The sequence below is a fragment of the Nitrosomonas sp. genome, from assembly GCF_043753625.1.
In the GTDB taxonomy this organism is placed as follows: Bacteria; Pseudomonadota; Gammaproteobacteria; order Burkholderiales; family Nitrosomonadaceae; genus Nitrosomonas.
Window position 1 is genome coordinate 37915 of the sequence record NZ_JAYUWI010000018.1, and the last position, 20344, is coordinate 58258.

Here is a 20344-nt window from a genome sequence, read left to right on the forward strand (position 1 = left end):
ATCGACAACGTAGCTCTGCCATAAAATGAAAATACAGCAAAGAACCCAATTGCACGATCAACTGACACGCATCGCACACAAGCAGTTTTGTCGAAAAAAACCAACCTGATCAGATAAATAATGGAAACAAAAAAACTTGTACTTATTATCATTTTCTCCACTTCGTTACTTTTTCTTTGGGACGCGTGGCAAAAAGAACTATACCCGTCTGCTTCACAAGTAATGTCCGGAGCGGCCTCGAATTCATCAAATCAACGTCATGACCCGTTACCAGTGCCAGGCGATGAACTGTCTTCGTCAACTGGAGAACCTGGAATTTCTTCCGGAATAGAAAATGGCAACTTATCCGTAACGCCTAATCTATTCACAATAGGGGAAAAAATTCACATTAAAACGGATATGGTCGTTGCTGAAATTGATACAGCCGGTGGCGATATACGGCAACTTGGTTTAATCCAGCATCCATCCAGAGAAGATAAAAATAAACCATACGAACTATTATTGGATAAAACCGCACGATTCCATGTTGCGCAATCAGGGTTAATAGGCGATGGATTACCTAATCACAAAACAAAATATACGATAGATTCGAATAATTACAACTATGAACTTGAGCCTGGTCAAGATAAGGTAGTGATACGTCTCCTAGCACCCGAATTGGATGGTATCCAAGTAGCCAAGATCTATACCTTCCAGCGCGGCAGCTATGTAATTGATGTTAAATTTGAGATTGAGAATCATAGTGATACTACAATTATTCCATTCTCATATTTTCAGATGTTTCGGGATGCGAACGACCCTACAGATGCTAGCACAATGGTTCACTCCTATACAGGGGCCGCAATGTATACGGAGGCGGATAAATTTCTAAAAATAAAATTTTCCGACCTGGATAAAAACAAAGCAGAATACCCAAACAATGCAGATAATGGCTGGATAGCTATGCTGGAGCACTATTTCTTGACAGCCTGGCTACCTGCACAAAATACGCCCCGCGAGTATTACGCAAAACAGCTGGCACCTAACCAATATGCAGCTGGTGTTATCACACCCCTTGGTACGATTGAACCAGGGCAAACTAAAAACATAACAATGCCTTTCTACGCAGGCCCTCAGGAACAAAATAAACTTGCTGAGCTGGCGCCGGGGCTCGAACTCACAGTTGACTATGGCTGGTTAACGGTACTTGCTGTACCGTTATTTTGGTTGCTTTCTTTTTATCATTCGTGGACAGACAATTGGGGTGCAGCAATTATTCTCTTGACGTTAACTGTCAAGTTGATATTCTTCCCATTATCTGCAGCTGGCTATCGCTCCATGGCTAAACTGCGGATAGTGACTCCTAAATTGCAACGAATACGTGAACAATACGCCAGTGATCGCCAGCGTATGCATCAAGCGATGATGGAGTTTTACAAAGAAGAAAAAATTAATCCGATGGGTGGCTGTTTACCCATTTTAGTCCAGATTCCCGTATTTATTGCTTTGTTTTGGACATTAATGGCTGCTGTTGAACTGCGCTATGCGCCGTTTGCATTATGGATCACTGATATGTCTGTACCTGATCCCTATTACGTACTCCCGCTAATTATGGGTGTATCGATGTGGATCCAATCCAAACTCAGTCCTACACCTGCAGATCCAATGCAGGCAAAAGTGATGCAGATTATGCCGATTGCATTTAGTATTTTCTTTTTCTTTTTCCCATCTGGACTCGTACTTTATTCACTCTGCAACAATATCCTTTCGATCACCCAGCAATGGCAGATAACACGGATGTACGAAAACAAGGCTGAAGAAGAAGCTAATAAGGACAAGGACAAGGACAAGAACAAGAAAAAAAGAAAGGACAAACCAAAATCGGCTACAGAAGAACCTCAACTGCTTGCTCCCGCTGCTGATGATGATGACGAAAACACCGTCAAGGAAGAAGTAATATCTGCTGCAAACACTGAGCAGAAAGAAAAACCGCAATCACCTACCGCAGCAGCGTCCTCCACTAAAAATAAAGCACCGGTAAGAACAAAAAATGCACCTGCTGGTAAGAGAACAAAGAAATAAGAGAACATCATTTACCGGTTATTTATCATCATGAATAACCGGTAATTTAAAGTAGCGCCCATGGAGATTACTCATAGTAAGCCCTGATATCATCGCAGCAATCGCAACACCTCCTGGCAAAGGCGGAATTGGTGTAATACGTATTTCTGGCAGCAATCTGCAACACTTGGTAAAGACGATGCTGGGAAAAATCCCAGAGCCGCGCTATGCCTGCTTCAGCAAATTCCTGGATACTGACGGTCAAATCATTGACCAAGGCATCGCGCTCTATTTTCCCGCACCCAACTCATACACTGGCGAAGACATACTTGAATTACAAGGACATGGCGGCCCAGCAATCATGAATCTGTTACTTAACCGATGCCTTTCTGCAGGTGCTCGCTTAGCGCAACCTGGTGAATTTACACTACGCGCTTACCTGAATAATAAAATTGACTTAATCCAGGCCGAAAGCGTGGCTGCCATCATCGAAGCCAGCACCCATGAAGCTGCACGTTGTGCGATTAATTCTTTACAAGGCCAATTCTCTGCCAGAATTAATGAGCTGGTAAGTTTATTGATCGCGCTCCGCATGCTCATAGAAGCAATGCTCGATTTTCCAGAAGATGAGATTGATAATTTGCAGGCATTGCAAATTAAAGAAAGACTGAGTCATGTTCGTACCCAACTTGAGCAAATATTCGCCGCAGCACAACAAGGAAACTTATTGCGGGAAGGGATTATAATTGTCCTCGTAGGCGCGCCCAATGTGGGCAAATCCAGTTTATTGAACCAACTGGTTGAGGATGATGCCGCCATCGTTACAGAAATGCCAGGAACCACTCGTGACACTATCCAAAGAACTATTGCCATTGCCGGCATACCCATTCATATTATTGACACAGCAGGTCTGAGAGAAACCAGTGATGTTGTCGAACAAAAGGGTATAGAACGCACGCATGCTGCGATTAAAAATGCCAACATGGTGCTTCAATTGGTGGATAGCAGCCAACATCAGCCTGATATAGAAGATAAAATACAGAAATGCATCCCTTTTGACAAACCCTTGATCACTGTATTCAACAAAATTGACCTCTTGAATCAACAACCAAGAATTGAAAGCAAGAAAACTGATATCAGCATTCATCTTTCTGCTAAAACTGGCGCAGGTATCGAATTGCTCCGAGAAAAAATACTAGACATTGTCGGCTGGCAATTCAATCACTCCGGAGAAGGGGTTTTTATGGCCAGGCAACGCCATCTGGAAGCACTGAAACAAGCCAAAGCACATCTGGAGTATGCCAAAAGATTCACTGAGAATGAATCTCAGTTGGAACTTCTCGCCGAAGAACTCAGACTTGCACAATACGCCTTATCGGCAATAACAGGACAATTTACCGCTGATGATCTGCTTGGGGAAATTTTTTCTCATTTTTGCATTGGCAAATAAATCACCTGTTTTTTAACTACAAAACTGTAGCTGTCATTAAAGAAAATGATCCAATAATTTACGGCTATGGCGATCAAGCGCCAAACGATCATAAATCAAAAAATGAATGCCATAGCTATCTGTAATCATTAACGATGACACTGTTAAGCGGCGGATATCTTCTTCACCTTTGAGAATAAAAGTAGACTCACCGCGATCCGTTTCAACTTGCCAGGTATTCGGTGTAATAAAACTTGAAACCTTAAGAACACGTTTTATCTTGGGCATAAATTCACGATTCGCAAGCTCCGATTCAATGAGCACACGATAATCTTCCGGCAAATCAGCCAGTCGCTCTATCCACAATAACTCATGGCCGTGCGAATCAATCAAAGCAATACCTTGATCTGGATCAGTAATCGGAAATGATCGTACCGGCACCACACCCTCTTGCATCAAGCCGGTTCGGTCGGTAAAAACCAATCGCCCGTATGAATTCCGGTTTAATTGATATTTATCCGCACCATTCATATACGTTCCCCCGCAACACTATGCTCCGCAACGGAAACAATGGCCCGATCCTCAGTATCGACATTACGCGCCTGGGCCAGATACAAACGATAATAATAGCCTTCACGCGCCATCAATTCAGTATGATTTCCAATTTCTACGATTCTACCCCGATCAAGAACAATCAACCGATTGGCCTCGCGCAAAGTCGACAGGCGATGCGCGATGGCAATTGTTGTACGGCCACGCACCAGATTGTCCAATGCCTTCTGAATGTCTTTTTCAGTAGTTGTATCGACCGAAGAAGTCGCTTCATCCAGAATCAGAATGCGCGGATCAATCAATAGTGCGCGAGCAATCGAGATACGTTGACGTTCACCACCAGAAAGCGCTTGACCGCGCTCCCCCACCAGCGAATCGTAACCATGGGGCAGGCGCAGAATAAATTCATGGGCATGCGCCGCGCGAGCGGCTGAAACAATTTCCGAGCGCATTGCATCCGGCTTACCATAGGCAATATTTTCCGCAATGGTGCCATAAAACAGAAAAGGCTCCTGAAGGACCAGTCCGATATTTTTGCGATACTCAGCAATCGGCAACGAGCGTATATCATGCCCATCGATCAGAATCATTCCTTCGGTAACATCGTAGAAACGGCAGATCAAATTGACTAAGGTGCTTTTCCCAGAACCGCTGTGCCCAACTAAGCCAATCATTTCTCCGGGCTTGATAATCAGATTAATGTCACGCGTGATACTACGCGTTCCATAACGAAAACCGACATTGCGCAATTCAATTTGCCCCTGGATTACCGGTAAGTGCACAGGATTAGATGATTCCGGAACACTGGAAACATGGTCCAGAATGTCAAAAATCCGTTTGGTGCCCGCGGCGGCTTTTTGCGTGACGGAAACAATACGGCTCATCGTATCGAGTCGAATATAAAAACGGCCAATATAAGCAAGAAAGGCGGTAAGCACTCCGACTGTAATTTCATCCTTCGATATCTGCCAAATACCAAATACCCACACGACCAGCAATCCGATTTCTGTCAGTAACGTAACGGTCGGTGTAAATAACGACCAGATTCTGTTCACACGATCGTTGATCTGCAAATTCCGCTGATTTGCGGCATGGAAACGCGCCGATTCTCTCTTTTCCTGTGCGAATGCCTTCACCACCCGGATGCCCGGAATAGTATCCGCAAGCACATTATTCACTTCAGCCCAGATACGATCAACCTTCTCAAAACCAATTCGCAATCGGTCCCGAACCAGATGAATCAACCATGCAATGAGCGGCAAAGGCACAAGCGTCACAAATGCCAGCCACGGATTGATTGAAATCAAAATCACGGCTGTCATAATAATCATGATGACATCGGTGGCAAAATCCAGCAAATGCAATGAAATAAAAAGATTAATACGATCAGTTTCAGCGCCGATGCGTGCCATTAAATCACCGGTACGCTTGCCACCGAAATACTCCTGGGAAAGACTGAGAAGGTGTTCGTAGGTTGTAGTACGCAGATCAGCACCAATGCGCTCAGAAACCAGTGCCAGCATATACGTCCGTGCCCAACCCAGCATCCAGGCAAGCACCGCTGCAACCAACAAGCCAGAAAGATACAGCGTTACCAAATCGGTATTGATCGGTTGACCGTTCTGATACGGTATCAACACATTATCCATGAGCGGCATGGTTAAATAGGGCGGCACTAACGTTGCGGCGGTACTACATAAGGTCAACAAAAACCCAATAAGCAAGCGGCCCTTGTAGGGCTTTGCAAAGCGCCACAGACGCAACAATGTCCAGGTGGAAGGTGGTGTATGACTCTGTTTGTCGCAGACTGGGCATTCTTCCTGTTCAGAGGATAGAAATGCAGCACAGTTCGGACATTGAATCTGTGTGTACTCTGCAACCGGCAGTTTACCGGTAAGATAATAGTCAAGCTGTTGCGTAAAGCATTCGACAAGTCGGCTCACTGCTGTATCATTACCTAAACGGTAACGCCAATAAGCAAGCCGTGCATGCGCATCAAATAATTCAAGACAGCCGACACCGGCGTAATCCCGTTGCGTCAGTAATAAGTCTTTCTGATAACGCCATTCTTGCCAAATTTCATCGCTTGCCATTTTGATCAGCAAGCGCTTATTGGTCACTACTACAAGGCTGGTAGCGAAATGGAGTTGTGTATTGAGATCAATTTCAAGCCAGGCAAGTACATTTTCTTCAGCGATTAATTGTGAAGAAAGTGCTTCGACCCAGATCGATGGGAGATTATTCAGTGATAAACTCTGAATTTGCTGCATCCGCTAAGCTGCAAGAAAAGACAAGATAAGATTTCTCTAGAAAATTAAGTGGCGAGGCGCAACCAAATAAGCGCGTATTCTTACTAGCTGATAATCGTTTTCCGAGGTCTCAAACCGCTTTCTAGATCTCCTCCCGGAATTACTCGCATGATACCAGCCCTGCTGTATTGTGATTGGATCACGCTGCTACTGCGATTTTAATTCTTTCCAGAAAGGTTTTCCAGATTCTATAATAAGACACCAAATAAAAATAACAAACAACTCAATAACAACTATTTATTGGAATCCAACCATTCATCAAGCTCATTATTATCAATATGAGCATCTGTCGGTAATTCGTCAGTCAATTCAGGCTCATCATCAATACGCGCCTCTGTCGACATATCATCAATCAGTTCAGGTTCATTATCAATATGCGCGTCTACCGATAAGTCATCAACCAGCTTAAGCACATTGTCAATATAAGCATCTATCGATAAGTCATCATCCAGCTCTGGCTCACTTCCCATATCCGCATCTGTCGGCAAGTCATCAACCAGCACCGTGGTATCTAAAGATGATTTATTTTTTTCCAGGAATTGCCAATAAGTTGCAGACACCACGGCAAAAGTACATAACGCTACCAGGAGCAATAATAGCTTTCCAGTATTGAAATGCTCGCCATGTCCGCCGTAAACGGAAGTACCATCGCCTGAATTAATGATCTCCAACGTGGGCTGGCAATCTTCCAAAGCCGCTCTACGGACAGATTGCAACCGGTACAAAGTACTCTGCTTAATAGTCTCATCAGTACCAAAATCTAAAAATCTGGCAATTTCTTTTCCCAGCTCTTGCTCGTTCATAATTTCACTCCTTTCTCCCCAAGAATTGCTGCCAATGCATGAACTGCCCGCGAGCAGTGGGTTTTCACACTCCCTTCCGAGCATTTCATTATTTCAGCCGTCTCTGCTAAACTCATTTCTTCCCAATAACGCAGGATGAAGGCTTCTCGTTGACGTGCTGGAAGAATTTCCATCGCTTTTTCTATTAAACCAATTAGCTGTGCTCTTTCTAGCTGCGCGTCGGGCTCCTTAGCAAAATTGGATTCTGGTTTTATCTGTAAAGTTTCAAGAATATCAAAATCTTCTTGGTTCTTGTCCTGATCATTGGATATAAACGCTGAAAACAATGTAGTCCATAATGAGCGAATCTTTTGCCGTCGGTAGTAATCGCGAATGGTATTCTGCAGGATACGCTGAAACAAAAGTGGTAACTCTTCCGTCGGCTTCGAAGCATATTTTAGCGCGAGCTTCATCATGGAATCTTGCACAATATCCAATGCCACATGTTCATCACGAACCGCAAACAATGCTTGTTTATAGGCGCGCCTCTCGGTTCCGGCCAGGAAATCTGAAAGTTCTTGTCGAGTAGCCAGAATTGCCAACCTTTAAGTAAAAATTAAACGTAATCTGAAAAATTAAAGCTAACTAGTGCGAAGTTTTTAAAACTTCAGAAAAACATCATAATGACAGCTGAAACAATATTAAATTTCTGCAAGAATAGGAGATGGACTTCATTTATCCTAGTGGCAGTTTATATCAGATAATCCAATATCAATGCCTATGCACAATGATTTTTCAGCTATTCTACTTATGTTTTCCTGGAACATAAGTACTTATTGTTTAACAACCCAACAAAGACCCACTTTTATGCAACAACGCACAGTCAATTGCCCTCAATGTGGTAAGCGTGTAATCTGGGAAGCGGCTAGCCGCTTTCGTCCATTTTGTTCCGAGCGGTGCAAAACAAATGATTTGTCAAAGTGGGCTCAAGAATCTTACCGAATTCCTGAGCCAGAGCAAAATCCGGAAGATAATCAAACCAATGAGTCCACTAATGGATGAATCGATTTATGAGAAGAATCGCCAATTACAGCGCAAGCTGGATCATCTAATTAAACAAGCCAGAGCCAATGAAAAAAAGCAGGAATTATATGAAACTTTTGGTTTCGAAATCATCGGGGCCAGCACGCCAAAACAATTGCGCGATTTACTGTTATCTCAATCCATAACACGCTTTCAACTCCTGGATGTTGTGTTATGTCTCGTCGATCATCATCGAGATACCGAACGCTTGTTTTTTGATCACGATGAAGAAGCTCGTTTGAACTTTGAGAATAAATTACTGATTCTTGATACCTTAAAAGATGCGGAAATCATCCAATCATTGGTCTGTCATCCGATGTTGGGTACTGAAGTATTAAAAAAATACCCTTGGATGACAGTCAATTTAAAAAATAAAGCTCAAATTCGAAGTGCTGCATTCTTGCCACTGCTACGTAGCGATCGAATCATCGGCGCATTATTGATGTTAAGCCACGATATTAACCGCTACCAACAAGGTGTTGGAACACTTTTTCTGCAGAAACTGTCAGCCATGACTGCCGTTGCAGTAGAAAATTGCCTCAACCAGCAAAGAATCAAGGAAGTCAGTTATCAGGATGTTCTGACACAAGCTTATAATCGCCGCTATTTCGATTTGCGTTTCAAAGATGAGATCGCCAGATGTATCCGCTGGGATGACGATCTGATTTGCATGTTTCTTGACGTTGATCATTTCAAAAATGTAAATGACACGTATGGGCATCAAACAGGGGACTTGGTGTTACGGCACATGGTCAGTTTAATCAAAGAACAAGTCAGATCCTGTGATATCGTGGCGCGTTACGGTGGAGAAGAATTTGTTGTCGCACTGCCGACGACAACGCTACAAGCTGCTCATGAAATCGCGGAACGTCTACGCCAGGCAATTTATTCCACAACCCTGAATTTTCATGACAAACAATTCAATGTATCGGTTTCAATCGGCATGGCCAGTTTGAGAAGCTTATTAACCGCCCAACCACCCGATGCCGAATTTATCGGCACAACCCTGCTAGACAGAGCAGACAAAGCATTATACGCCGCCAAAAATGGCGGCAGGAATCAGGTAGCGGTTTACACCAATCCGGCAACTTATGAAATGACGGAATAATCCATTAGTCAGTTTTCCACTGCATCATTTCAATCAATTATACGATACCACGCATCATGGCTATACCCTGCGCACCCATTTCCTGCGCTATCGGCAAATCTTCCGGATGTAGTCCACCCAATGCATAAACCGGCAACGAATAATCACGAATCAGCGTGGCAAATCTTTTCCAGCCCAGTGGCGATATTTCCGGATGGCTGAGCGTAGATTGCACCGGCCCTAAAACGACAAAATCAAACCCCAGTTGCTCTGCTGCAAAAAGTTCTTCGGCATTGTGGCAAGATGCGCCACATAATCCATATTCCGGATCAGGACAGCACGACAATGCCATCAGTTGCGATGACGTAAAATGCACGCCATCGGCGCCCATCTCACGCGCCAGTTCTGCATCGCCGTTTATCAACACTCTCGCTTGATAAGACTGCGCAAGCGCGAGTACCTGCAAGGAAAATTCCCGCAGCACATCTTTCGCCATTTGTTTCTCACGAATCTGCAGCAAGCGCAAGCCATTCTGCAATGCTTGCTCAATCTGCTTCAATGCTGGTTCGATTCCGATCTCAGTAGCTTGGGTAATAGCATAAACCGGCGGCAACAAAAGCGCTTGCAAAATGGGGCCATTGGCGGGCAGGATGGGAGACACTTCAACTTGATGTGGCTGTTGCCAGGATAATCCTTGCTTTTCCCTGGGCGAAGGCTTGCCTTCCCATTCCACCACACGAAAAAAATGCAAGCGCACCGTAGCATGCGAATAAGTAAAAATTCTTGTTAACCAAGGATGGGCTAGACGAACGTGAATGCCCAGCTCTTCCCATAACTCCCGCTCGAGCGCATGTAATAGCGATTCGTTCGGTTCGACCTTGCCGCCGGGAAATTCCCAATAACCGGAATACACCTTGCCACCGGGTCTGCGCGTCAGCAAGAACTGGCCATCTGGCCGTAAAATCACAGCTGCGACGACTTCAACGATTGGGACTGATTCAGCGAGTGGTGCGGATAAACGATGCATAAACTATTTTAATTGGCACAGCCTGATTTTTGTCTACCCGCCAGATCGCGTGCGAATTGCCACGCTACCCGTCCGCTACGCGAGCCGCGTTCGATTGCCCATTGCAAGGCTTCGGTGCATGCCAGCGCGGTCATTTCCTGGATACCGAAATAAGCCAGCCAATAGCGCACGATCTCCAGGTACTGATCCTGATTGAACGGATAAAACGATACCCACAAACCAAAACGCTCCGATAACGAAATTTTTTCCTCAATCGCCTCGCTCGGATGCACTTCCTCGCCGATGTGCCGCGTATCAAGATTATCGCGCATGAACTCCGGCACCATATGACGCCGGTTCGATGTGGCATAGATCACAACATTATCGGAAACCGTGGCGATCGACCCATCCAGCACAACCTTAAGCGCCTTATACCCCGGCTCATCGGTCTCAAATGACAAATCGTCACAAAACAAAATAAACCGCTCTGGACGCTGATAAATCCTTTCCACAATGTCATGCAAATCGACGAGGTGATGCTTTTCCACCTCGATCAGGCGCAATCCATCGCCTGCATATTTATTCAACAGCGCTTTGATCAGCGATGACTTTCCCGTGCCGCGCGCACCGGTCAACAGCACATTATTAGCAGAAAATCCCTGCACAAACTGCTGCGTATTCTGGTCAATCCGCTGCTTCTGATCGTCAATGCCGCACAATGCATCGAGCGCAATCCGGTGCGGATGCGTAATCGACTGGATATACCCCGCATTCCCTTGCCTGCGCCAACGAAAAGCAATCGCAGTTTGCCAGTCAGGCTCAGGCTGCTTAATCGGCAAAAACTTTTCCAAGTGATCGAGCAGCCTGTCCGCCCGCTCACAGAGCTTGTCTAAATCATTCATGGGATATTGGCTTAGCTGCGATAACTCGCATTAATCTTAACGTAGTCATAGGAAAAATCGCAGGTCCACACCGTAGTCGATGCGGTACCACGATTGAGCACGACACGGATGGTGATTTCAGATTGATTCATCACGCGTTGTCCATCCGCTTCTTGATAATGGGCTGCCCGCCCGCCTTTCTCCGCCACCAGCACATCATCGAGATAAAGCTGAATGATATCGACATTCAAATCGCCGACACCGGCATAGCCGATTGCCGCGAGAATCCTGCCCAGGTTAGGATCGGAGGCGAAAAACGCGGTTTTAACCAGCGGCGAGTGCGCAATCGCATACGCCACTTTGGCGCATTCTTCTGCATCCTTGCCCGCTTCGATTTGTACGGTAATAAACTTGGTCGCGCCTTCGCCGTCACGCACGATCATTTTCGCCAGGTCGGCGGCAATCGCGGTCACGGCTTGCTGCAATTGAGCGAATTCGCTGCTGTCTTGCTGGGTAATCTCCACATTCCCGGCTTTTCCGGTTGCCACGACAATGAACGCATCGTTAGTCGACGTATCGCCGTCCACTGTAATGCGATTAAACGAATGATCCGCCGCGTACCTGACCAATTCTTGTAGTAACGCCTGACTGATGGCCGCATCGGTCGCCACATACCCCAGCATCGTCGCCATATTCGGACGGATCATGCCGGAACCCTTAGCGATGCCGGTCACCGTTACCGTTTTTCCGTCAATTTGTATCTGCTTTGATGCCGCCTTCGGCACGATATCCGTCGTCATGATCGCCTGTGCCGCGGAAAACCAGTTATCCGTCTTGCAATTGGCCACGGCTGCAGGTAAACCTTTGATAATTCTATCTACCGGCAACGGTTCCATAATCACGCCCGTCGAGAATGGCAATACCTGCTGAGTCGTGCAATCCACTAATCTCGCTAATTCAGAACAAGTTGCCAGAGCATGTTGAATCCCCGCTTCGCCAGTGCCGGCATTGGCGTTCCCAGTATTCACCACCAAAGCACGAATGACTGATTGCGCTAAATGCTGCTTCGCCACCATCACCGGCGCAGCACAAAAGCGATTCTGCGTAAACACCCCGGCCACTTTGGCGCCTTCATCCAGCACCATCACCAGCAAATCCTTGCGGTTCGCCTTTTTGACACCGGCTTCAGCAATACCAAGGGCTACGCCCGCAACGGGCAATAAATTTTCGGGAAGTAAAAGGGAAATATTAACTGGCATAGTAGATAATCAGATCATTTTGAAAATGACGCTATGCTACCGTATCTCAAGCAGGATTTCCCAGAAATTACGCTTGAGATGGCACCAGTGGGCCTCCTTTTGATACAAAAAATATCATGCGAGGCTCGCTGGTTCATGATGCTTTGTATCAATTGCTGCTCGAAAAGCTCATTCCATTGGAGAAGCGTGAAAATGCGGATGGTGAGTTCAAGAGATTTGTATTGAAGATGTTCTGTCCAAGATTCGCACTGATTGGGTTACCCTGGTGTAGATCTTTTTAGTGAATTCAGTACTAATCGAGGATGCAAGAGAAAGTATAAAAGCTTAAGAAATATAAAAAACGCGCGACTATCTGATTTACCAACAAAAAACCCCGGATAACCGGGGTTTTTTGTAATTGATACTCTAATTTATTCAGGCACAATATTTGAAGCTTGTTTACCTTTCGGTCCTGTTGTTACATCAAAGGTAACGCGTTGAGCTTCACGCAATGATTTGAAACCATTGCTATTGATTGCAGAGAAGTGTGCAAATAAATCTTCCCCACCGTTGTCCGGAGTAATAAAACCAAAACCTTTAGCGTCATTAAACCATTTTACAATACCTGTTGCCATGTTATTTCCTTAATAATTAAAAATTTACGTCTATGGTAATCCATAGTAGCCATCGAATATCAAGGAAAAATGGTCAACCAAAAGCATCACAATTTAATAACTTGAATCCAAAAGACATAGGTAAGATACACGTTTCCTGAGAAAGTTCAAGTATTTATTTATAATAGCAGTATGTTCATCACAATTTTCCAGTTAAAGATGAATCTAGTAGGTTGATTAGATGATCTAAAATGATAAATTGACTAGTATGTATCAAACCGCTTTAAATAGCTGATTCGATCCCCGCATGCCTCACCAATACATCCCGGGTTCTTGCAGGTTCAAACACCACATCAAAGCACCAATGCCCAAAACCGCCTTGTTCATTGACGGCTTTAATCCAAGTTTCCATCGCAGCGCGTTTCGCCCGGTTTTGTTCGCTATCGACACCTTTCACTTCAAGAACCAGCGTTTTACCGTTATTCAGGCGAATTAAATAATCCGGCACAAAATTACGCGAAGAGCCACGCCACAGATAGCGTACTATGAAATCGAGGTGATCATTCTTTGCCCATGCAGTCACTTGAGGTACTTTCTCACAAAGATCTGCCACGACTTTTTCCCATGCGCTGTCATAAACCACATGGCTAATCTGTGACTTCTCAGTGGCGAGACAAGGCCGTGTGATCAACCAGGAACGCATCCGCGCTGTGGAGCCGATGGGATTCAATTCATCAAATATCGCCTCAAGTTTCTCGGTATTTTGCGCGCTGACAAACCGGCTCACATGCGCGACCACCGTATCCATATTCAGCGCAAACAATATCTGCTTGCGTATCGGATCTTGATGCCAAAGGCTGGGAATATCCAGTTTGTCACTGTCAAGAAACGCTTCGACGATACGAATCAGTTGCACTGCAAGGAATTGCTTGTCGCCGCCGAAGCTATCCGCACTTTGTAAATACAGCTTTCTGGCAGCACGGAAAATAAGGTTTTGCAGCCTAAAATCATCCACGGCTTTTTCCAGATCAATTTCGGATGCCATCGATAGATTTGCAAACCCGGTGAGTGACGGCGCCACTTCCGCATTGAGCGGCGTATTCATCGGATCAAGTGTCAATGGCTGAACATTCTCCCAATCCATAACCAATTCCTGCTTCAGCACGGTATCAACGCGCTGAATATTGGGCCATCGAATCTCAAGGTGATTACGGCCTGGTTCGACCTGTATGCGCACACTCGGTTTAGGCGGTGGCGGCGGTTCCCCTTCTTCCCCTACATCCTGAAAGATCGACAGCGGCACGCCAAAAATATTGACGTATTCCGGCAAAAACAATCCCTGCTCATCCATATCATGTGCCACACGCCGCAAACCCCGCCCGATCACTTGTTCACACAGCAACTGACTGGTAAATGCACGCAGCCCCATAATATGCGTCACATTCGCGGCATCCCATCCCTCGGAGAGCATGGCAACCGAAATCACATTATGCAGTTTCTGACCGGGCTGGCCGCGTTTGCCGACCGTATCCACCAAAGCGCGCAGTTGTTCCTGTTGCTTCAATGCCAGCAAATCTTCCGTTTTATCCGAGGGCAAACTGGCTGCTTCGATAATCTCCGTCAAGCGCTGATCATAGTCTTTATCTTTGGTGACAGACTCCCCGCGCTCAGCTTTTTCCAGCACCCTGGAATCCACCCGCAACGTTTGATCCGGTGCCTGAGTGCCCTTAATCAGGCAATCGCCGCTGTTGAAAAATTTTTCAATACGCGCTGCCGTCTCAGTCCGGTTGCAAACCGTTAATAAAACCGGCGGAATTTCATGCCCGCTCTTGCTCCATTCCTGCGCCGTCAGTTGCCAATCATACGCCAGGATGGCGTAGGCTTTTTGCACCAAATCCGGCAACGGGTCGGTGACATTGGCTTTACGGTTTAAATCCTCTCTGACTTCTTCTTCGCGGTACAAATGATAAAGCTTGCTGCGATAACTTTTCGCATTTGGCATCGCGTCATCACGCACGACAATGCGCGGCGTTTTGACCAAACCCGCTTCAATCGCATCATTCAAGCCAAAATCGGAAATCACCCATGCAAACAATCCCGCTTCGGTATTCGTCTTACCCGTGGGCGCAAATGGCGTCGCCGACAAATCAAAACAGCGGCGGATGCGCCGGGTTTTATGAATGCGATCCAATCCCTCAATCCAGCGCGTCGCCTCATCCAGATCAATGCCCAATTCTTCCGCTTCTTTCTTGCTGACTTTCATTTCCGCGCGCTGGCGGTAAGCATGATGCGCTTCATCATTGATCACCACCAGATCCTTGCACGCCGCTAGCTTGCCCAATACGCGGCGGGCAAAGGCTTCATCGCTTTCCTTACCCTTTTTGACCACGGATCGATCCTGCTCTTTCAGCGGCATCAAGGTATGCCAGTTTTCAATCAATAATTCGACTTGATTGAGCTTTTGCCGCATCGCCTCGTTCGGACACAGGCGGAACTCATCATAGACATTCTTTTCGTCACCGGGGTATAACACCTGCAAGCGGCTTTTTACCGTCAGCCCCGGCGCCACGATGAACACCACCCTGGAAAAACGCGTATCTTTGGGGTAATGCAGTGCATTCAAAGTTTGCCAGGTGATAATCAACGCCATCAGCGGCGTCTTGCCCGACCCCGTGGCCATTTTGCTACAAATGCGCTCCCACGGCCCGCCGTCGCCTTGTAAGAAAATGCCTTGTTTATGATCTTGCGGCGCTTCCAGCCACCAAATCAGCGATTCGATCGCTTCCAACTGACAAAAGTAAAAAGGATATTGCCTTGGCCCGCCAATCCAGCATTTTCCCTCACTATCCCATTCGCCACGCTCACGCCAATGTTCCAATAATTGCCGGGTAACACTGGTCACGCCGGGCCAACCGGCATCACGCCATGCATCCACGCGTTCGCGAATGGCATTGACCAGATCCAGCTTTTCGACACGCCGCGTATTGGTGCGTGTGTCAAACAACTCATACGCCGCGGGCCGCCGGCCTGGCGTGACTGTTAATAACTTACCGTTTTCGTCCTGATCCCAATAACGGGCAGGTTTATCGTACGGCGAATTGATAATCAGCGAAGATGGGTTCTTATCAGGCATCAAACGGACATCCGATCCAGATTAATCACTTTGAGCGATTCGATGCCGCGGTCATCAACGATTTTCACCGCAATGCATTCGTTCTCCCCGGCTTCAAACGGCAACGACACCGTGCCGTGAAATTGCTCCAGCAACTCTTCGTTGAGCTCGGCGCGAATATCCTTGCGCAGCTTGTTCCAGCCATCACCACTTCCGGCCATCGGAAAAAATACCTGGCGCGGAAACAACGAGCGGTTGTCGTAATCGGTATCCAGCGCCCACATCGCGATATTTTTTTTGCCGCCGGACTTCAGTTCGCCGGTTTTGGTATCAAAATAATCAAAACCGCGCACTTCCACCTGATAGCACCCGGCTTTGATCTGTTTGACGATCACATCCGGCTGCCCCATCAGCCAGAACGACTCGTTGCTGGCGCGCCCTTTCTTCAGGTCTTCCGTCAGCAAATCGGTATTCATCTGCACTCTCAGCGCGGTAATGCCTTTGATCGTATCGATGTCCTTGGCAGCTTCCGGATCGAAGGTAAACGCACAAAACACCAGCATCTTCGGTAATGGAAACAGCTCGCCCGCTTCGCGCATCGCAATTTCCACCTGCCGTTGTTCCAGAGCCGCATGCTCCGGCCCAAAACTCACCGCCACCTTGTCGCCGGTGTCGGCCACCGTGCCGATAGCGTGTATATATTTCGCACCGGGCAGTGGCACCAGATCCAGCAACTGAATTTTCTGCCCGCCTTTGCCGCGGATGCCCGCTTTCAGCAATTCGTCGCGCCATTGGCTTTGCCGCCAGGTCGCACCCGATCGCGCCACGGCGATATCCGCTTCCTTGGGTTGCTCGGCTTCATCCAGCCCCAGCACCGTGGCAAACGGCACCGCTTCCACGGTAAACGGGCCGGTAATGCGCAATTTGCTTTTGGATACCGCCGGCTGGTCATACAGAATTTCCTGCCCCGCATGCGCGGCGATCGATGCATCCATTTGCTTCTGCATCGCCTGACGCGCCGCATGGAAGGCGTCGAATGGTTTTTTTGCGGCTTCTGGCCAATCGACGGGAAAATCGAATGGCACTTCCCATTCTTTCAAGCCATCATCATTCCTGCTTTGACCTACTGAATCGTCATTCCCGCGCAGGCGGGAATCCAAGGTTTTTGTTGCATCACTGGATTCCCGCCTGCGCGGGAATGACGCTGAATCCGAAAGGCTCCTATTCAACGCCGCCAATGCGTTTTCAATCCCCGGATGCATCCGTGCATAAATCTCGTCGATCTCCGGATTGTTGGCGATGGACTTTAGCGTGACATGCGGCACGGTTTTGTAGATGAAGCCGCTCCTCAATCCTTCGTGCGGATACTTGAGTTCAAAATAATCATAACTCGCAGTCATCAAGCGCTGTTTGGCGAGTGTCACGGCCACTCGCGAAGTATCGGTGGTAATCCAGCGGCGACCCCATTTCTCGGCAACGAATGCGGTGGTGCCGGAACCGCAGGTTGGATCAAGCACCAAGTCGCCGGGGTCGGTGGTCATAAGAAGACAACGTTCGGTCACCTTTGTAGTTGTTTGAACGACATAGATGTTTGGTTCCAAAAAGCTTCCTGAGCCAGTGTCGGTCCACACATTCGTAATAGGAATGACGGGAAAATCATCAAGGAATCGGACATATCGCAAAGAATTAGTTGTTGACTGTAGTCTTCCCGCGCATTTCAAACGATCTAACCCGACCGGATTTGTTGTCTTCCAGCGCATATCATACTTAGTTCCAAGAAAAGAATACGTGGATCTCGGGTTAGCAGACTCCAAGGATGTTGGTTGAAAGACCCGACCGCCATGAGGTATCGACACCAACCCTGATCTTTCGCCTGATGTCATTGGACGACGATTTCCATGGAAATCGAGAAATCGATAACCGGATTCCTTTCCTTCTACTTTGTCGAAATAGATCTGACGATATTTGACTCTCGAAATGTTTCGCGCATACCAAACTATGAAATCTGATGTACCAGGAATAAGTGACTGCGCTAAACCGCCGGTCTTCTGAATCACAAGGATCTTTACAAAATTATTCTGTCCAAATATTTCATCCATCAGTTCACGGACATGATGCAAATTCTCATCCGAAATCTGCACAAACACGCTCCCTGACTCGTGCAACAGTTCCTTCGCCAGCAATAGCCGGTCGCGCAAATAAGTCAGGTACGAATGAATGCCCAATTCCCAGGTATCACGGAACGCTTTGATCATTTCCGGTTCCTGCGTCAGGTCTTCATCGCTGCGGTCTTTCACGTCGCGTTTGTTAACGAAAGGCTGGAAATTGGAGCCGTATTTGATGCCGTAAGGCGGGTCGAGGTAGATCATTTGCACTTGCCCGGCCATGCCTTCTTTTTGGAGCAACGAGTTCATCACCAGCAACGAATCCCCGGCGATCAGCCGGTTCGCCCAGTCGCGGTCGTGTTTGTAAAAATCGATGGCTTCGCGCAGCGGCAGGTTTTCAAACGGCGCATGGAATAAATCCGGCTGAATCGCAGCGCTAGATTTTCCTTTGCCGTCTTTGAGCTTTTTCTGCACCGCCGCCAGAATCGTCGCCGGATCAATGCGTTCGTGCACATGCAGTGACACAGTGTCCACTGAAAAACTGGTGCGTTCGGCCTTGCCGCTCCAGTTCAAATACGGCGACTGCATGCGCTTGAGCTGTTCCAGCGCCGCTTGCATCCGGTCTTTGTCACCGGACGCGAGGGCATCATCGATCAAGGTTTCAATCGTTGAGCGGCTGCTATCGAAATTCAGCGCCGGATCGATATGCGGGTCGTATTGCCAGGCGGTTTTTCCTTCCACGCCGTCCGAATGCGTATCGACCATGCCGACATGCGGATTGTTGGTGCGCTTATCGTCATGGCGGTAACTGAGCACTTCGGAAGACTGATTTTTGCCTTTCTTATGATCGGGCACAGGCTTTCTGGAGGATGATTTTCTCGGTGTCACGGCTTCTGGCGATGCTTCTTGCAACTCGAGTGAGAATTCATCATCGAGCAGGGTCTCCTGCTGTGGCTTTTGGTTTGAACCGTTCACTGCTGTCTTGTCTTCGTTTGCTGCCATGATTGAGTTCAACTTCCTAAGGTGAGATTGTGCCTGGTCGCCACTTTATAACAACAAGTTACTAATGATGGATCAATTCTACCAGTGAATAAACGCATTGCATCAAAGCATTTGGGCATCACATCATTGTTTTCTTTCTTCTGATAGAATCAGGCTGTTGGGTGAAATTCTGTCAAATTCTTGATGCTGGCAGTCTGACACGCTATTGGTTGATCCATTAAGTCATACTTTCCACATCAATAAAATCCACTCACTATGAATGCTCCTTGTCCGCTTGATAATGTTCGCATCGTTCTCAGCCACACCAGCCACCCCGGCAATATCGGCGCGGCTGCGCGGGCGATGAAAACGATGGGATTGAGCACGCTGTATCTGATCAATCCCCGGCTTTTTCCGGATCGAGAGGCGGATGCGCGTGCTGTGAGTGCGCGCGATATCCTGGATAAAATTAAGGTTTGCACCGAATTGGATGAAGCGCTGGAAAACACCGTGATGGTTGCAGCAATGACGGCGCGGACACGCGATCTTTCGCATGATGTTTACAATGCTCGGGAAGGTGCACGGGAATTATTGCGTTATGCGCGACAACAGCCAGTCGCATTGCTGTTTGGCGCAGAAACATCCGGACTGACTACCGCGGAAGTGAATAAATGCCAGATAATTATTTATATTCCCGCTAACCCGGAATTCAGTTCACTGAACTTAGCGAGCGCTGTGCAAGTGATGGCTTACGAACTGCGCATGGCGATGACAGAGAATGATGAAGCTTCTCCCTTGATTGGATCACCGGTCAGTTTTAATGATCTGGAATTATTTTATGCGCATCTTGAACAGGCGATGATTGCCAGCAATTTTCTTGACCCGCAAAAACCCAAGCTGTTGATGCAGCGCATCCGCCGTTTGTTCGCACGGGCACGGCTGGAGAAAGAGGAAGTACAGATTCTGCGCGGTATTCTGACGGCATTGGGTAAGCGCTGGTAGCGTCCAGGACTCTTTGGCACTTAAGGAATCTCTGATTAAGTTGATTACATTCATGGTTCGACAAGCTTGTATGGTGTTTCTGGCTCCTTCTTGAGAGACTGGAAGGAGCTGGGGTGGAGGGAC

The 20344-nt window shown here is 47.2% G+C and carries 15 protein-coding genes; 5 read left to right on the forward strand and 10 right to left on the reverse strand.

Annotated features, from left to right (window positions below; genetic code table 11):
• Positions 1–120: 120 nt before the first annotated feature.
• On the forward strand, positions 121–2061 hold the full coding sequence (gene yidC, locus ACH10T_RS01525; RefSeq protein ID WP_394807577.1) for a membrane protein insertase YidC: 1941 nt from the start codon (positions 121–123) through the stop codon (positions 2059–2061).
• Positions 2062–2134: 73 nt separating this feature from the next.
• Entirely contained in the window at positions 2135–3490 is a 1356-nt protein-coding gene (gene mnmE, locus ACH10T_RS01530; protein WP_394807592.1) for a tRNA uridine-5-carboxymethylaminomethyl(34) synthesis GTPase MnmE, read from the forward strand.
• A gap of 36 nt (positions 3491–3526) precedes the next feature.
• On the opposite strand, the gene ACH10T_RS01535 is transcribed toward mnmE, so the two are convergent.
• The 4 genes from ACH10T_RS01535 to ACH10T_RS01550 all read right to left on the reverse strand — a co-directional run bounded on the left by ACH10T_RS01535 (position 3527) and on the right by ACH10T_RS01550 (position 7705).
• Entirely contained in the window at positions 3527–4000 is a 474-nt protein-coding gene (locus ACH10T_RS01535) for a DUF1854 domain-containing protein (protein ID WP_394807578.1), read from the reverse strand.
• Positions 3997–6291, reverse strand: a complete 2295-nt coding sequence (locus tag ACH10T_RS01540) for an ABC transporter ATP-binding protein (RefSeq protein ID WP_394807579.1) — start codon at positions 6289–6291, stop codon at positions 3997–3999. Before ACH10T_RS01540 ends, ACH10T_RS01535 begins: the two co-directional genes overlap by 4 nt.
• A gap of 272 nt (positions 6292–6563) precedes the next feature.
• Positions 6564–7133, reverse strand: coding sequence for a DUF3619 family protein (locus tag ACH10T_RS01545; RefSeq protein WP_394807580.1), 570 nt, complete (start codon positions 7131–7133; stop codon positions 6564–6566).
• On the reverse strand, positions 7130–7705 hold the full coding sequence (locus ACH10T_RS01550; RefSeq protein ID WP_394807593.1) for an RNA polymerase sigma factor: 576 nt from the start codon (positions 7703–7705) through the stop codon (positions 7130–7132). The genes ACH10T_RS01545 and ACH10T_RS01550 overlap by 4 nt, the downstream gene beginning before the upstream one ends.
• 274 nt (positions 7706–7979) lie before the next feature.
• On the opposite strand from ACH10T_RS01550, the gene ACH10T_RS01555 reads away from it, so the two are divergent.
• Entirely contained in the window at positions 7980–8174 is a 195-nt protein-coding gene (locus tag ACH10T_RS01555) for a DNA gyrase inhibitor YacG (protein ID WP_394807581.1), read from the forward strand.
• The gene (locus ACH10T_RS01560) at positions 8155–9303 is read left to right on the forward strand and encodes a DUF484 family protein (RefSeq protein ID WP_394807582.1); all 1149 of its coding nucleotides are present in this window, start codon (positions 8155–8157) and stop codon (positions 9301–9303) included. Before ACH10T_RS01555 ends, ACH10T_RS01560 begins: the two co-directional genes overlap by 20 nt.
• 37 nt (positions 9304–9340) lie before the next feature.
• Here ACH10T_RS01560 and ACH10T_RS01565 read toward each other — a convergent pair whose 3' ends face one another.
• The 6 genes from ACH10T_RS01565 to ACH10T_RS01590 all read right to left on the reverse strand — a co-directional run bounded on the left by ACH10T_RS01565 (position 9341) and on the right by ACH10T_RS01590 (position 19240).
• A complete protein-coding gene (locus ACH10T_RS01565; protein ID WP_394807583.1) occupies positions 9341–10309 on the reverse strand; it encodes a Nudix family hydrolase in 969 nt (322 codons plus the stop codon).
• A gap of 8 nt (positions 10310–10317) precedes the next feature.
• Positions 10318–11190 carry an ATP-binding protein gene (locus tag ACH10T_RS01570; RefSeq protein ID WP_394807584.1) on the reverse strand — a complete coding sequence of 291 codons (873 nt, stop codon included), beginning with the start codon at positions 11188–11190 and terminating at the stop codon, positions 10318–10320.
• 11 nt (positions 11191–11201) lie between these two features.
• Positions 11202–12428 (reverse strand): bifunctional glutamate N-acetyltransferase/amino-acid acetyltransferase ArgJ, encoded by a 1227-nt coding sequence (gene argJ / locus ACH10T_RS01575; protein WP_394807585.1) that lies wholly within the window; start codon positions 12426–12428, stop codon positions 11202–11204.
• Positions 12429–12838: 410 nt separating this feature from the next.
• On the reverse strand, positions 12839–13042 hold the full coding sequence (locus tag ACH10T_RS01580) for a cold-shock protein (RefSeq protein ID WP_013964589.1): 204 nt from the start codon (positions 13040–13042) through the stop codon (positions 12839–12841).
• Positions 13043–13304: 262 nt separating this feature from the next.
• On the reverse strand, positions 13305–16154 hold the full coding sequence (locus ACH10T_RS01585) for a BPTD_3080 family restriction endonuclease (protein WP_394807586.1): 2850 nt from the start codon (positions 16152–16154) through the stop codon (positions 13305–13307).
• Entirely contained in the window at positions 16154–19240 is a 3087-nt protein-coding gene (locus tag ACH10T_RS01590; protein WP_394807587.1) for a site-specific DNA-methyltransferase, read from the reverse strand. The genes ACH10T_RS01585 and ACH10T_RS01590 overlap by 1 nt, the downstream gene beginning before the upstream one ends.
• Before the next feature lie 255 nt (positions 19241–19495).
• Here ACH10T_RS01590 and ACH10T_RS01595 point away from each other — a divergent pair, with 255 nt between their 5' ends.
• Positions 19496–20221: an RNA methyltransferase gene (locus tag ACH10T_RS01595; protein WP_394807588.1), complete on the forward strand. Its 726-nt coding sequence runs from the start codon at positions 19496–19498 to the stop codon at positions 20219–20221.
• The last annotated feature ends 123 nt before the right edge of the window (positions 20222–20344 follow it).